The organism is Enterococcus sp. RIT-PI-f (assembly GCF_001297065.1).
Taxonomy (GTDB): Bacteria; Bacillota; Bacilli; order Lactobacillales; family Enterococcaceae; genus Enterococcus_D.
Map to the genome: position 1 here is coordinate 226,371 of NZ_LHOX01000017.1, position 13,241 is coordinate 239,611.

Sequence of the window (13,241 nt, forward strand, 5' to 3'; positions counted from 1 at the left end):
TTGACTCATTTTCAAAATACTTGGACGCCTTCACGTTCGATTTGCAGCAGTTCGATCGATGCTTCAGGTTCTAGGGCGCGAAGCAACCGCAGGATCCGTTCTGAATGGTCTTCTGGTACGATGGCCAGCACAGTGGGACCAGCGCCGCTCAAGAAACAACCATAGCCGCCTTCTTCTTCACAAATTTGGCGAATCGTTGATAGGTGCGGTACCATTTTTTCACGATACATTTCATGGAATCGGTCTTGCTGCATCAATTGACCAGCCAAAGGCAAATTGCCATTGATCAAAGCCGCTATCATCACATTGGCGATTGCACTGGCTTCAACTGCTTGTTGAAACGTCAGTTCTTTCGGCAAGACGTGGCGGCTGGTTTCAGTCAATAATTCATGGTCTGGGATATAGGCAATGATATCACACTCAGGAAAGTGATGTTTGACCAAATAAGTATGTTTGGTTTGGTGGTCATATGCCGTTACCGCAAAATCACCATAGATCGCTGGACCGACATTGTCTGGATGGCCTTCGATCGCCGTAGCGATTTCTAACTTTTGGGCAGCACTTAGATTCATATTACCCAAACGATTGGCCAACTCGATCCCAGCCACGATCACAGAAGAACTACTACCTAATCCTCTTGCCAGCGGAATATCAGAGGTCATTCTGATTTGATGCGGCTTCATGGCCGGTGCCAACTTCAAAGCGACCCTTAACAATAGATTTGTTGTGTCTGTCGGCACATGGGGGCCTAGATCATGAAGGATTTCCCATTCTGAACTTTCTTTTACTACTTCAATCACCAAATACTTGGAGAGAGCTATCCCGCAGGAATCAAAACCAGGGCCTAGATTGGCGCTAGTCGCAGGAACGCGGATCTTCATAGTTGGGCAACTCCTTCACGTAAATGTCGGCGCATTTCTTCTAGATCACTCATTTTGTTGATGGTTACTTCTGTCGCTGAAATAGCTGTATCTGGATCTTTCAACCCATTGCCTGTGAAGACAGCCACAACTGTTTCACCGGCCTTGATCTTTCCGTCACGGACATGTTGGATGACACCTGCCAAAGAGGCAGCTGAGCCGGGTTCGATAAAGACACCATCTTGCGCGGCGATTTTTCGATAGGCATTTAAGATTTCTTCATCCGTCACAGCGTCGATATGGCCTTTTGAGTCGTCCCGAGCTGCTTCAGCTAAATGCCAGCTAGCAGGGTTACCGATCCGAATCGCAGTTGCGATCGTTTCAGGTTGTTCGATGACTTCGCCACGGACGATTGCCGCCGCACCTTCTGCTTCAAAGCCATGCATTCTTGGCAGAGTCGTCCCGTTTTTTTCATGCCATTCTTTGAACCCTTTCCAATAAGCGGAAATATTGCCGGCATTTCCTATAGGGATCGCCAACACGTCAGGCGCTTGTCCCAATTGTTCGCAGACTTCAAAAGCCGCTGTTTTTTGACCTTCCAAACGATAAGGATTGACTGAGTTGACCAAAGCAACCGCCTCGGTTTTGGCAATATCCCGCACCGCTTTCAACGCTTCATCAAAGTTGCCGGGAATCGAGATGATATCCGCGCCATAGATGATCGCTTGTGCCAATTTACCCATAGCGATCTTGCCATCAGGAATCACCACATAGGCTTTGATGCCCGCTCTTGTGGCGTATGCCGCCGCAGCCGCACTCGTATTTCCAGTTGACGCACAAACGATGGCTTTAGCGCCTTCTTCTACAGCTTTTGCTACCGCCATCACCATGCCGCGGTCTTTAAACGAACCAGTTGGATTCAAACCTTCATACTTGCCGTATAACGTGATCCCCAGTTCTTTAGACAAGCTAGGCAAAGGAATCAAGGGTGTATTGCCTTCGGCCAATGAGAGTTGCGGTGTTTGTTCTGTTACTGGTAAGTAGTCCTTATATTGATGTAATAGTCCTTGATACATTAGAATTCCTCCATTACTTTCATCATTTGGATGCCAGCGACTTTGCCGAATCGTTCTTCTGCGAACTGCTGACTGATTGGCTGAGTAAGGTATGCAGTGATACCATTGGTTTGTTGAGGTGCGACAGTTGGATCAAGCACATCAGCAATCAATGCTGACACATCGACAGCTGTTGGACAAGATAGGTAGTACCGATCGACTTTTTCTGAGGCTGAAGCCAACTTGGTTGGCGCAGCAAACTGAATGAATGGTGTCACGACCCCTTCAGCTTTGTGCTTCGCTAATTCCGTCAAATCTGCCACCACACTGGTAGCTGTTGGTCTAGAACCCGCACCTGGGCCATACACCATCGATTGACCGATTCCGGTACTTTTGATAAAGACACCATTGAATTCTGATTTGATGGATGCCAACGCATGGCTTTGCGGCACTAGGACGGGTCCGACAGAAACTGCCAGTGCGCCGTTCTTGTTCTTTTGTGCCCCGCCAATCAGTTTGACATCATAGCCAAAGGCTGCTGCTTGTTGGATATCATCGATCGATAGACCGCGAATACCTGTGATATCGATATCTGTTAACGCAATCGTCATGCCGAATGCAAACTTTGTCAAGATCACCATTTTATAAGCGGCATCAATCCCGTCAACATCATTGGTGGGATCTGATTCTGCAAAACCTTTTTCTTGGGCTTCTGATAAAGCCGTCTCATAAGATAGCCCTTCAGCGACCATTTGGGTCAACATGTAATTGGTGGTCCCATTGATGATTCCGAAAATACCGGTGATCGTATCTGGTAAATAATGGGTACTGAGTGTCCTCAGAATAGGGATCCCGCCGCCAACACTGGCTTCAAAATACAAAGACACCCCTGCTGATTCAGCTGCGGCCATTAATTCAGGACCGTGGGTGGCGATCAAATCTTTATTGGCCGTCACGACATGCTTCTTATGTGCCAAAGCGGTAAGAATAAATTCTTTCGCGGGATCGATTTTGCCAATCAATTCCACGATCACATCGATTGCTGGATCTGCGCAGATCTCTTCAACAGAAGTTGTCAATGAAAAGCCGTACGCTTCAGCGAAAGCTGATTTATCCTCGTAAGGTGAAGCCAATGCTTTGGTGATCGTGATCTCCACCCCGGTCCGGGCTTTGATCGCTGCTTTTTGTTCTGCCAACACTTGGCAAACACCGCTTCCGACGACACCCATCCCTAATAATCCGACATTCAATTGCTTACCCATAATGCCCCCTAACTGAAAACGTTATTAAAAACCGTTCATCTGATTTTAATTTTTCTACTAGCATACCAAAAAGAATGAGAAAAAACTAGGACTTTCGAGAAATTCTCGTCCTAGTTTTAGCGGTGATGAATATGTTCGAATGTTTTTTTCAAAATATCGACAACATGTTTGTCATCTAGACTATAAAGTATCGTTTTTCCTTGTCGTTCAGATTTAATGATGCGATTGTCTTTCAATAGTTTCAGCTGATGAGAAACGGCTGATTGTTCCATATGTACTTCTTCTGCGATCGAGGTCACATTTCTTTCGCCTTCTTGTAAAGACAGCAAGATCTTTAAGCGGGTTGGATCACTCAGCATTTTGAACATTTGTGTCACTTGCTGGATTTCCTCTGGTTGTGGGGTTGTCATAGGCGGTAGCCTCACTTTCTTGTAGCATTTTAGCGCGCCGCAGCTATTTTTGTCAAATTGAATATCAAAGCACCCAGAAATAGCTTCCTGGGTGCTTTGGTCTTATTCACCGGTAATTTCTTCGATTGCAGCTTGCAAATCAGCAATTTTTTGTGCCGCATCTGCATCAGACGCACCTTTGACCCCAATATAAAACTTGATCTTCGGTTCGGTTCCAGAAGGACGAACAGCGATCCAGCTTTCATCTTCTAATGTATATTTCAATACGTCAGAAGGCGGTGTAGTCATTTTTTGCATATGACCATCTAAGCCTACGCGGGTCAATAATTTGAAGTCTTCTGTTTGAACAACAGCAGTACCTGCAAAAACAGACGGTGCTTTCTCACGGAAGGTCTTCATCAAAGCTGCAATTTTTGCGGCACCTTCCATGCCACTCATCGTAACCGAAATGGTTTTTTCAGCATAGTAGCCGTATTCCTCGAAAATATCTTGCAAACCATCATATAATGTTTTGCCAGATTGCTTATAAAATGCTGCTACTTCGGCTAAAAGAACCAATGCTTGAATCGCATCTTTATCCCGCACGAAAGGTTTCACTAGATAGCCGTAACTTTCTTCAAAACCAAACATAAAGGTTTGTGAATGATCTTCTTCATATTGTTGGATTTTTTCGGCGATAAATTTAAAGCCAGTCAGCACATTGAACATCGCCACATCGTAGGATTGAGCGATCGCTGTTGGCAATTCACTTGAAACGATCGATTTCAAGACAGCCGCATTTCCAGGTAATGTACCGGCATTTTTGCGGGCTTCTAAAATATAACGAATCATCAAGGCGCCGATTTGATTTCCAGTCAATACTTGATAGTTGCCATCGGGCATTTTGACAGCAGCCCCTAAACGGTCGGCATCAGGGTCGGTAGCGATCAACAGATCAGCCCCTTCTTTTTCTCCTAATGCGATGGCGTATTCAAATGCCGAATGTTCTTCAGGATTTGGTGATTTAACGGTACTAAAATCAGGATCAGGTTCCCCTTGCGTCGGCTCGATCACAAATTGTTCAAAGCCAGCTTGGGTCAAGGCTCTTTCACCCAACATCCGTCCAGTTCCATGTAATGGTGTATAAACTAATTTTAAATCTTTGCCTGTTGAAGCAATCAATGCTTGATCGATCGTGACACTTTTGATTTCCTCTAAATAAGCTTCATCGATCTCAGCGCCGATGATATGGATCAAGTCACTGGTTTTGGCCTCAGCTTCAGAAAGCACTTGGATCGATAATGGATCATCGATATCACGTACGAACGCTGTCAATGCATCTGCATCGGCTGGCGGCATTTGACCGCCGTCCTCGCCATAGACTTTGTAGCCGTTGTACGCTGCTGGGTTGTGGGAAGCCGTGATCATGATTCCAGTAAAGGTTTTCAAATAACGCACCGCAAATGACAACTCCGGTGTTGGGCGCAAGCTTTCAAAAACATACGCGGGAATATCGTGCTGTGCCAATGTGCGCGCTGCTTCCATCGCGAATTCTGGTGAGAAATGACGAGAATCATAGGCGATTGCAACACCTCTTGCTTTGGTTTGTGCATCTTGCGTATCCATAAAACGGGCCAATCCTTCTGTTGCTTGACGAATCGTATAGATATTCATCCGATTGATCCCTGGTCCTAAAATACCGCGCATGCCCGCTGTTCCAAATTCCAAAGGCATATAGAACGCATCTTCCAACATCGCAGGATCCTGCGCTAACTCAGTGAGTTGGTTTTTCAACGTTTCATCTAAATATTGACTAGATTTCCATTGTTCATAAGTTTGTTCCCATGACATAAAACAACCGCTCCTTTTTCTTTCAATCACTTTAAAAATAGTATAACACTACTTTAATCATTCGCAAAGAATAACCCTATACAAAATAAAACAAGCTGCTATCAAAACCGCAGGGGTTTTAAAAATAACAGCTTGTTGTTCTTTTATTGAACGGTCTCGATATCTTTTTGGCTTTCGATAAAGTCGAAGACTTGTTGGCCTGCGATACTGCCATCACCAACAGCTGTGGTGATTTGACGTAGTCCTTTTTCTCTGACATCGCCGACAGCATAGACACCTGGAATCGCCGTTTCCATTTGATCATTCGTCAAGATCCAGCCAGCTTCATTGGTGATATTGCTAGCTTTGAAAGGCTCAGTCAACGGATCTAAGCCGACATAAATAAAGACGCCGCCAGCCGCTTCTTCCGTGACTTCACCAGTCTGAACATTTTTGATTTGGACGCCAGTAACGACCATATCATTGCCTAGGATTTCTTCTACGACAGAATCCCAAATAAATGTCACTTTTTCATTGCCGAAAGCCCGATCTTGAATGATCTTTTGCGCCCGCAATTCATCACGACGGTGAACGATCGTGACTTCAGAAGCAAATTGCGTAAGGTAAATAGCTTCTTCAACAGCAGAGTCACCACCGCCAACAACGATCAAGCGTTTGTTGCGGAAAAACGCGCCATCACAAACAGCACAGTAAGAAACCCCGCGTCCAGCAAATTCTTCTTCGCCTTTCACGCCTAATTTTCTATGTACACAACCAGTCGCAATAATGACGGTTTTTCCTTGATAGGTTTTGTCTTCTGTCACCACTTCTTTGAATGAACCTTGGTCATTGATTCCTTGCACGATTCCATATGCATTTTCTACGCCAAATTTAATGGCTCCTTCATACATTTTAAAAGCCAGTTCTGGGCCCATGATCGATTCAAATCCAGGATAATTCTCGACTTCTGCTGTATTGTTCATTTGACCGCCAGGCGCGCCTCTTTCAATCATCAAGACCGATAAGTTCGATCGTGATGCATATAGTGCTGCAGTCATCCCTGCAGGACCTGCACCAATGATAATTACATCATACATAATATTCCCTCCATTTCGGACTACCCATACTTTACTGTCAAAGGCAAATTCTTTCAACTGATTTGCTTACAAAAAATAATAAGATATTCCGGTATTTTCTTTTGAAAATTACATTGACTTTATTTTCAAATTTTGTAAAATTTTCACGATACATCTATTATATAGAAAATAAGGAGTCCTTACAATTGAATAAGAAAAAACTTTTAGGCATGTCTGACCGCGAGCTCCTCTTCTTGAGTTGGCCGATTTTCGTTGAATTATTCTTACGGGTCGTCATCGGCAATGTCAACGTCTGGATGATCTCGCATTATTCCGAACCCGCTGTTGCTGCTGTTAGTGCTGCCAATCAACTATTAAATTTAACTGTCTTTATTTATGGCTTTATTACGGTTGGTACCCAAATCATCATCGCCCAACTCATCGGCGCGAAGCAACGAAACAAAATTCCCGCTGTGATCAATACCGCCCTGTTCGGCTCTTTGTTTTTAGGGGTCTTGATCAGTTTAATGTTCATTTTTGGTTCCACCTATTTGCTGCGCTTTATGGGATTGGAAACAGCGCTTGTTTATCTAGGCCGCGGCTATCTGCAGGTCTATGGCGGTAGTTTGTTTATCTCTTCCTTGACCGCCGTGATCATCGCTGTCATGCGCAGCCATAGCTTCACGAAACCAGCCCTGTTGGTGCCCATGTTTGCCAGTATTCTAGCCGTTATCGGCAATTATTTCGTTTTGTATAGTCCATTTGGCCTGCCAAACTTTGGTGTCACTGGCTTGGCATTCTCAAGTGTTTTCGGCAATACGATTGGCCTGCTCATTGCTGCTTATCTATTAAAAAAACACGTGAATTTCTCCGTCCTATCCGCGCGTTGGAAACACGTCTCTTGGCCAATGATGAAAAATATTTTGACCTATGGATTGCCTTCTTCTGGCGAATCATTATCCTATCAAGGTGCCCAAGTCGTTGTGACCATGATTGTGGCGCAATTGGGGTCCAGTGTCTTGATCGCCAAATCATATGTCACCGCGATCACTCAGTTTGTCTATTTGATTGCTTCTGCATTGAGTCAAGGGAACCAAATCATGATTGGACGGAATGTTGGTGCTGGAGAATTTGACCGCGCCCACAAACGCGGTATGCGGACAATGGTGATCGGTATCATCGCCTCTGTTTTGATATGCCTGCTGACCTATGTCTTTATTGAACCAATCATGGGAATTTTCACAACGAATCAAGAAGTGATCGAGATTGCGAAAGGCGTATTCTTGGTTGAGATTGTTTTAGAAACCGCACGGGCTGTCAATATGATCTTGGTTGGCTCACTAAATGCCAGCGGCGATGTCAAGTTCCCGTTGATCTGCAGCTTAGTTGTCCTATGGGTCATTAGCCTACCCTTCTCCTACTCACTAGCGATCGTTTTCAAATTCGGTCTGATTGGGGTGTGGATCGCTTATGCCATCGATGAAGCCCTGCGCAGCATCTTGATGATCTATCGTTGGCACTCAGGGGTTTGGAAGACAAAATCGGTGGTTCATCCCCAAGAACCTGAAACCGACGTACTTTCAGAAATCTAAAAATTTTTGCTGCAGCTTGTTCCCCGGCTGCAGTTTTTTTCATGTCTCGAAAGAACAACCCTTGGGCCAAGAAGTATCTTTGGTGATTTTCCCTTATTTGACTTATACTTATGTCAACGACAGATTCATAAAGGAGATTTTTTCTATGTCAATCTATGATTTTACTGTAACCAATGAACAAGGTGAATCTTATCCATTATCACGCTATCAAGGCCAACCGCTGATCATCGTCAATACCGCCACCAAGTGCGGATTGAGCCCCCAATTCAAAGACTTGCAGGCGCTTTATGATACCTACAAAGCACAAGGCTTGATGATTCTTGGTTTTCCATCTGATCAGTTCAAACAAGAACTTTCTTCAGCCGGTGAAGCGGCAGAAGCTTGTCGCACCACCTATGGCGTTGATTTCCCGATGCACCAACTAACCGTCATCAACGGCAAACAAGCCGATCCGTTATTTCAATATCTCGAAGAAGAAGCCCCAGGTACCCTAGGCAAAGCCATCAAGTGGAATTTTACCAAGTTTCTGGTGGACCGCCAAGGCCAAGTCGTAGAACGCTTTGCACCAAAGACCAATCCGATGAAGATGACAGAGAGTATTGAGAAAGTTCTTTAAAAGTTTTTAAAAAAACTGTGCAGAAGATAGCTTACACCATATTTCTGTCGGAACAAGCCCCCAACCTACCAATGTAGACTGGGGTGTTTTGGTTTGTATCGCCGACTGGATAACAATGTATATACACTTCTTAGACCAAATAACGACGATCGATTATGAGGCAAGAAAATGTATCTTCCTTGAAAAAAGCACATGCTCAACTGGTTGATGAATGTTTGATGAAAGCTAGAGCGGTATTCCAAAAGGTATAGTGATAACTGTTCACCCATGCATGGCTGAAAGCGAAGATAACCACTAAAAATGAAACAGCATGATCACTTTCCCGTAGGTGATCATGCTGTCTTTTATTTTGTCTCATATTTCTTTTTTCGAGACTTTTTAACAAAGTGACTGAGGACATAAAGAACCATTCCTATACCGATAGCAAAGTAATACTGATTCATCGAATCGGACATTTGGGGAAGTCTCACAGATTTATCCGATGCTTTTATTGTGTTTTGCACGGCAATAACAGGTTTTTCTTTTTTATTGGAAGGTTTTTCTACCACCAGCAAAGACTTTTCCTCATCTACTGATTTCATGGCTTCTTCTTCCGTTACTGCTTCAATCACAGTTAAATTGCTGGTAACTATCGCAGCATTTCCCGAATAATCAGTTAAACGAATAAACACCTCAAATGACCCAACCTCTTCAGAAGATGGTTCTTTGTCAAAAGTAACTGTAACTAATTGTGGATCATGATTATCATTGATATCCGCGACAAACATGTTCGGGTCAAGACTAGAAAATTGTTTCAATTGAACATAATTTGCCTTAGCTGTAGGTGGTGTTGTATCTTGAATAACAATCAGGCCACTGATCAATGTTTGATTGCCTTTACTGTCAGCTAAAACAATCTCCACTTGCTGCTTACCCAGAGATGAAAAATCAGGGGCTATTTCATATTTTGCAAGTACTTCTAGTCCATCATTAGTCCATATATCGGAAAGGAGTTCAATTGCCTCAATCGTGGTATTGACTTCGATAACTTTATCTATAAACACTGCAGAAGGTGGGATCTTCGCTTGAATGGCTTGCATGGTCGGCGTAATTTGTGGCAATCCATAACCAAATAGACGAGAATGTATCAACCCATCGAGGGACAATGCGTGGGAAACGGTCTCTTCTTTGACTTGATGAATTGATGCTAAAGTACCAAAGTTCTCCAAATGATATGCCTGATAATTTGCTAGTATTGCTGTTACAGCAGGTGCTGCCAAGCTCGTCCCTATGTTAAAACTGTATCCTTGAGGAACGCCTAAATCCGCTAAATGATTGTCCATCGTGGTTGGATATAACCCATAAATCATTTCGCTTATATCTAAAAAACCATCGACTAAAACCATGTCGCCGCCAGGGGCAGTGAAATGGATATTGGAACCAAAATTACTATACGAAGCAAGCCTGTAATCACTTGTCATACCACTAACTGCAATCACACCTGGGATACTTCCCGGTAGATGTCGAATGCCTTCAGATTCTGTGAGAACATCCAAATCAGAACCATTATTCCCAGCAGAAGAAACAAGCAAAACTGAATGTGCTAACGCATAGTCCACTGCACGTTGAAAGCTCTCAATGATGAGATCATCCTCACTCCCTCCCTCTACTTTGTATGTACCAAAACTCATATTCAAAATATGTTGCTCATCTTTCACTGCTTGAACAATCGCCTGTAATGCCCAAAAAGAATCTCCCGAGGTACTAGATAACACTTTGTACGGTGTGATCGTCGCATCTGGTGCAACTTGAGCTATCACCCCTGCTACACCAGTTCCATGACTATTCAGATCTTGAATGAAAGGTTCTTCAGGAACGAAAGATTTCGCATGTGTCAAATCAATCCGAGATGTTAGAAACGGATGATGCACATCCACACCACTATCGATCAGTGCTATTCGAAGTCCGGATCCAGTGGAGTATGCGAAGGATTCGCCTTCATTGGTCATCAGGGATTTATGCCATGCCAACTGCTCAAGCAAATCGAATGCATCTAGATGACTACTGCGACTATTCATGTCATCAGGCAGTATAAACTGACTTGAGGAAAGACCAAAATCCAAAATATTGGTTCCTTCACTATAAATCGGTAAAAGCTGACCACTTATTTCGATCAGCTCATGGTCAGAGAACTGTTCTAATTCTTCCTCATTGCCAGAAATACGAATGAGACCAATTTCAGGTATCTCTAAAAAAGAAAAATCGGATGCGGCTTGCTCTAGATCACCTTTCAAAACATTTAGATCAGCCATGTCTTCAAGCAAGACATCTAAATATGCCTGTGCGTTTACCCTAACTGGAAAAAACAAGATTCCTGCAATCAATATAAATAACGTATACTTCACTGATCGCTTCATACGGTCACGCCTACCAGATCATCCATAGCAGTATTCCCAGAATATATATAGCTATATAAACCTTGTTTTGCCATTAATTCATCATGGGTGCCATCTTCAACGATCTCCCCATGATTCATGACAATAATCCGATCGAAATGCTGAATAGTATTCAATCGATGCGAAACGATCACGCAAGGGCAATCTGACTCCTTGATTCGATTCATAATATAGTTTTCAGATATATTGTCTAATGCACTCGTTGGCTCATCCATCAACATTAACTGTGGCTGCTTGACCAACGCTCGCGCAATCGCGATCCGCTGCATTTGCCCACCTGACAGATTCATCCCACCTTCAGAGATCAAAGTTTCATTTCCCATCGGCAACAATCTCGTGATTTCATCGACTCTGGCATCTTCGATTGCTTTATTCAATAGACCATCCGAAAAGTCAGACGCATTCATCAATATATTGTCTTTCAAACTCATATTGAAAATAGCAGGATTCTGATTGACTACACTGACCATCCGTCGGATACTGCCAGCACTAACTTCTAACATGTTCTCACCATTCAATAGCACCTTGCCTGTTGTCGGCAAGTATAGGCCAGAAATAATCTTCAAAAGAGTGCTCTTGCCAGAACCACTCGGTCCTACAATGGCCACTTTTTCATTTTTGTTGATTTTCAAATTGATATTCTTCAAAACAGGTGCTTCAAATTTACTGAAATAGAAATTCAACTTCTTCAATTCAATCGATTCATAACCTTCAATATCAAGCGTTTTTTCCTCTTCACCAATACTCTTTTGTTCAAGAATTTCCGATAATTTACCAAAGTAAGAACGCAAAACAAATAATTGAGTATAAGAATTCATGACAGTGACGATTGGCACAACAAAAGATAAAGAAATCGCATTAAAACTAATGAGTTCTCCCATTGAGAATGTGCCTTCACTAACACCAAACAACCCAACACCTGTGATTAGCAATGGTAGCACAAACTGCATACTCGTTGAAATATTACCAATCCAACCAGTCACACGACTCTTCTTCAACTGGACAGCAAGCTGGTCTGTGAAGTCACGTTCCCAATTGTTATAAAATTGCTCTTCTGCCCCAATTGATTTCACCGTTTCCATCCCTTCAAATAATTCAACCAACGTGCGATGAACTTTTGAGTAAAGGCTGATTTCTTGATCGGTAATAGCTCGAAAAGCTTTGGAGTGAACCATAGAAGATATCAAAATCACACCAATTGCAGATAAGCTGATCAATGTGAGTTCAATCGAATAGCTGATCATCAAAGAAAAATATGCGACTACAAATAGAATATCAATAATTGTTGTAATCAATTGTGTACTTAAGATTTGCTGAATATAGGTCGTTAAGTTGGAACGAAAAATCAAATCACCTGTTGAACGATTAACAAAGAAGTTTAACGGTAAAGACATGATCTTTTTCATGAATCCAGTCATTAACTGCTTGTCAAAATATACCTGAAACCGTGTGATGATATAGTTCCTCAGTACCTGCATGATATAGTAACAAAAAAAGACAACTGATACAGAAATAATCATTGTATAAGGAGTAAAATCCATTGAAATCGCGATATAGTTATCGACTGCTCGCTGTGTGATGATGGGAATACCCAAACCAAAAAACTGAATCAATATAGTTAATGTGATCAAACTGACCACCAAACGTTTTTCCTGGCCTAAAATACGCATCAGAATATTCTTATTCTTTATCGATTGAACAGGGGGTTCAACGCTTTCGTCTATTTCATTGACCAATAAAGCAGCGCCAGAAAAATGCGCCTTAAACTCCTGAAGTGCGTATTTTTTTCTCCCACGAGCAGGATCGACTATAACGAACTTGTTTCCAGACATCCTTTCGAAAACAACATAGTGTTTAAAGTCCCAAAACAAAATACATGGTGCATTGTTTTCTTGAAAAAATTTGGTTGGATCAGTCACTTTGGCCCCCACCGTATGTAAGCCAAAATCTTTGAACACTTCCTTTAGTTGGAACAACGTATTGCCACCCTTTGGCACACCATAGTAATCCCTGACATCGTTTAACTTAGTAGGAATCCCAAAATAATTCAGTACCATCGTGACTGAAGTGATACCGCATTCACTGTGCTCACTTTGTTCAATAAACTTAACCTTTTTCATTTATCC

At 42.8% G+C, this 13,241-nt stretch carries 10 protein-coding genes and 1 pseudogene; 3 read left to right on the forward strand and 8 right to left on the reverse strand.

Annotation, left to right across the window (positions count from 1 at the left end; genetic code table 11):
- Positions 1 to 11: 11 nt before the first annotated feature.
- The 6 genes from thrB to trxB form a co-directional block, all read right to left on the reverse strand.
- Positions 12 to 881 (reverse strand): homoserine kinase, encoded by an 870-nt coding sequence (thrB, locus tag AEQ18_RS11005; RefSeq protein ID WP_054116389.1) that lies wholly within the window; start codon positions 879 to 881, stop codon positions 12 to 14.
- Positions 878 to 1,936, reverse strand: coding sequence for a threonine synthase (thrC, locus tag AEQ18_RS11010; protein ID WP_054116390.1), 1,059 nt, complete (start codon positions 1,934 to 1,936; stop codon positions 878 to 880). Before thrC ends, thrB begins: the two co-directional genes overlap by 4 nt.
- A complete protein-coding gene (locus AEQ18_RS11015) occupies positions 1,936 to 3,177 on the reverse strand; it encodes a homoserine dehydrogenase (RefSeq protein WP_054116391.1) in 1,242 nt (413 codons plus the stop codon). The genes thrC and AEQ18_RS11015 overlap by 1 nt, the downstream gene beginning before the upstream one ends.
- Before the next feature lie 116 nt (positions 3,178 to 3,293).
- Positions 3,294 to 3,587: an ArsR/SmtB family transcription factor gene (locus tag AEQ18_RS11020; protein WP_054116392.1), complete on the reverse strand. Its 294-nt coding sequence runs from the start codon at positions 3,585 to 3,587 to the stop codon at positions 3,294 to 3,296.
- A 102-nt stretch (positions 3,588 to 3,689) separates the two neighbouring features.
- Positions 3,690 to 5,417 (reverse strand): phospho-sugar mutase, encoded by a 1,728-nt coding sequence (locus tag AEQ18_RS11025; RefSeq protein ID WP_054116393.1) that lies wholly within the window; start codon positions 5,415 to 5,417, stop codon positions 3,690 to 3,692.
- 143 nt (positions 5,418 to 5,560) lie between these two features.
- Positions 5,561 to 6,493, reverse strand: coding sequence for a thioredoxin-disulfide reductase (gene trxB / locus AEQ18_RS11030; RefSeq protein WP_054116394.1), 933 nt, complete (start codon positions 6,491 to 6,493; stop codon positions 5,561 to 5,563).
- 185 nt (positions 6,494 to 6,678) lie between these two features.
- On the opposite strand from trxB, the gene AEQ18_RS11035 reads away from it, so the two are divergent.
- The 3 genes and pseudogenes from AEQ18_RS11035 to AEQ18_RS15770 form a co-directional block, all read left to right on the forward strand.
- On the forward strand, positions 6,679 to 8,064 hold the full coding sequence (locus AEQ18_RS11035; protein WP_200908917.1) for an MATE family efflux transporter: 1,386 nt from the start codon (positions 6,679 to 6,681) through the stop codon (positions 8,062 to 8,064).
- A 145-nt stretch (positions 8,065 to 8,209) separates the two neighbouring features.
- Positions 8,210 to 8,680: a glutathione peroxidase gene (locus tag AEQ18_RS11040; protein WP_054116395.1), complete on the forward strand. Its 471-nt coding sequence runs from the start codon at positions 8,210 to 8,212 to the stop codon at positions 8,678 to 8,680.
- A 130-nt stretch (positions 8,681 to 8,810) separates the two neighbouring features.
- Positions 8,811 to 8,931, forward strand: a pseudogene (locus AEQ18_RS15770) (type II toxin-antitoxin system PemK/MazF family toxin); the annotation flags it as partial.
- Between the two features lie 93 nt (positions 8,932 to 9,024).
- On the opposite strand, the gene AEQ18_RS11045 reads toward AEQ18_RS15770, so the two are convergent.
- Complete coding sequence (locus AEQ18_RS11045) at positions 9,025 to 11,064, reverse strand: S8 family peptidase (RefSeq protein WP_160316059.1); 2,040 nt, start codon at positions 11,062 to 11,064, stop codon at positions 9,025 to 9,027.
- Positions 11,065 to 11,072: 8 nt separating this feature from the next.
- Entirely contained in the window at positions 11,073 to 13,235 is a 2,163-nt protein-coding gene (locus AEQ18_RS11050; protein ID WP_054116397.1) for a peptidase domain-containing ABC transporter, read from the reverse strand.
- Positions 13,236 to 13,241 lie beyond the last annotated feature (6 nt).

What these genes read in the sequence shown, in the direction of transcription:
- thrB (WP_054116389.1), bottom strand. Translation starts at nt 881, where the DNA reads ATGAAGATCCGCGTTCCTGCGACTAGCGCCAATCTAGGCCCTGGTTTT.
- trxB (WP_054116394.1), bottom strand. Translation starts at nt 6,493, where the DNA reads ATGTATGATGTAATTATCATTGGTGCAGGTCCTGCAGGGATGACTGCA.
- thrC (WP_054116390.1), bottom strand. Translation starts at nt 1,936, where the DNA reads ATGTATCAAGGACTATTACATCAATATAAGGACTACTTACCAGTAACA.
- AEQ18_RS11020 (WP_054116392.1), bottom strand. Translation starts at nt 3,587, where the DNA reads ATGACAACCCCACAACCAGAGGAAATCCAGCAAGTGACACAAATGTTC.
- AEQ18_RS11025 (WP_054116393.1), bottom strand. Translation starts at nt 5,417, where the DNA reads ATGTCATGGGAACAAACTTATGAACAATGGAAATCTAGTCAATATTTA.
- AEQ18_RS11050 (WP_054116397.1), bottom strand. Translation starts at nt 13,235, where the DNA reads ATGAAAAAGGTTAAGTTTATTGAACAAAGTGAGCACAGTGAATGCGGT.
- AEQ18_RS11040 (WP_054116395.1), top strand. Translation starts at nt 8,210, where the DNA reads ATGTCAATCTATGATTTTACTGTAACCAATGAACAAGGTGAATCTTAT.
- AEQ18_RS11015 (WP_054116391.1), bottom strand. Translation starts at nt 3,177, where the DNA reads ATGGGTAAGCAATTGAATGTCGGATTATTAGGGATGGGTGTCGTCGGA.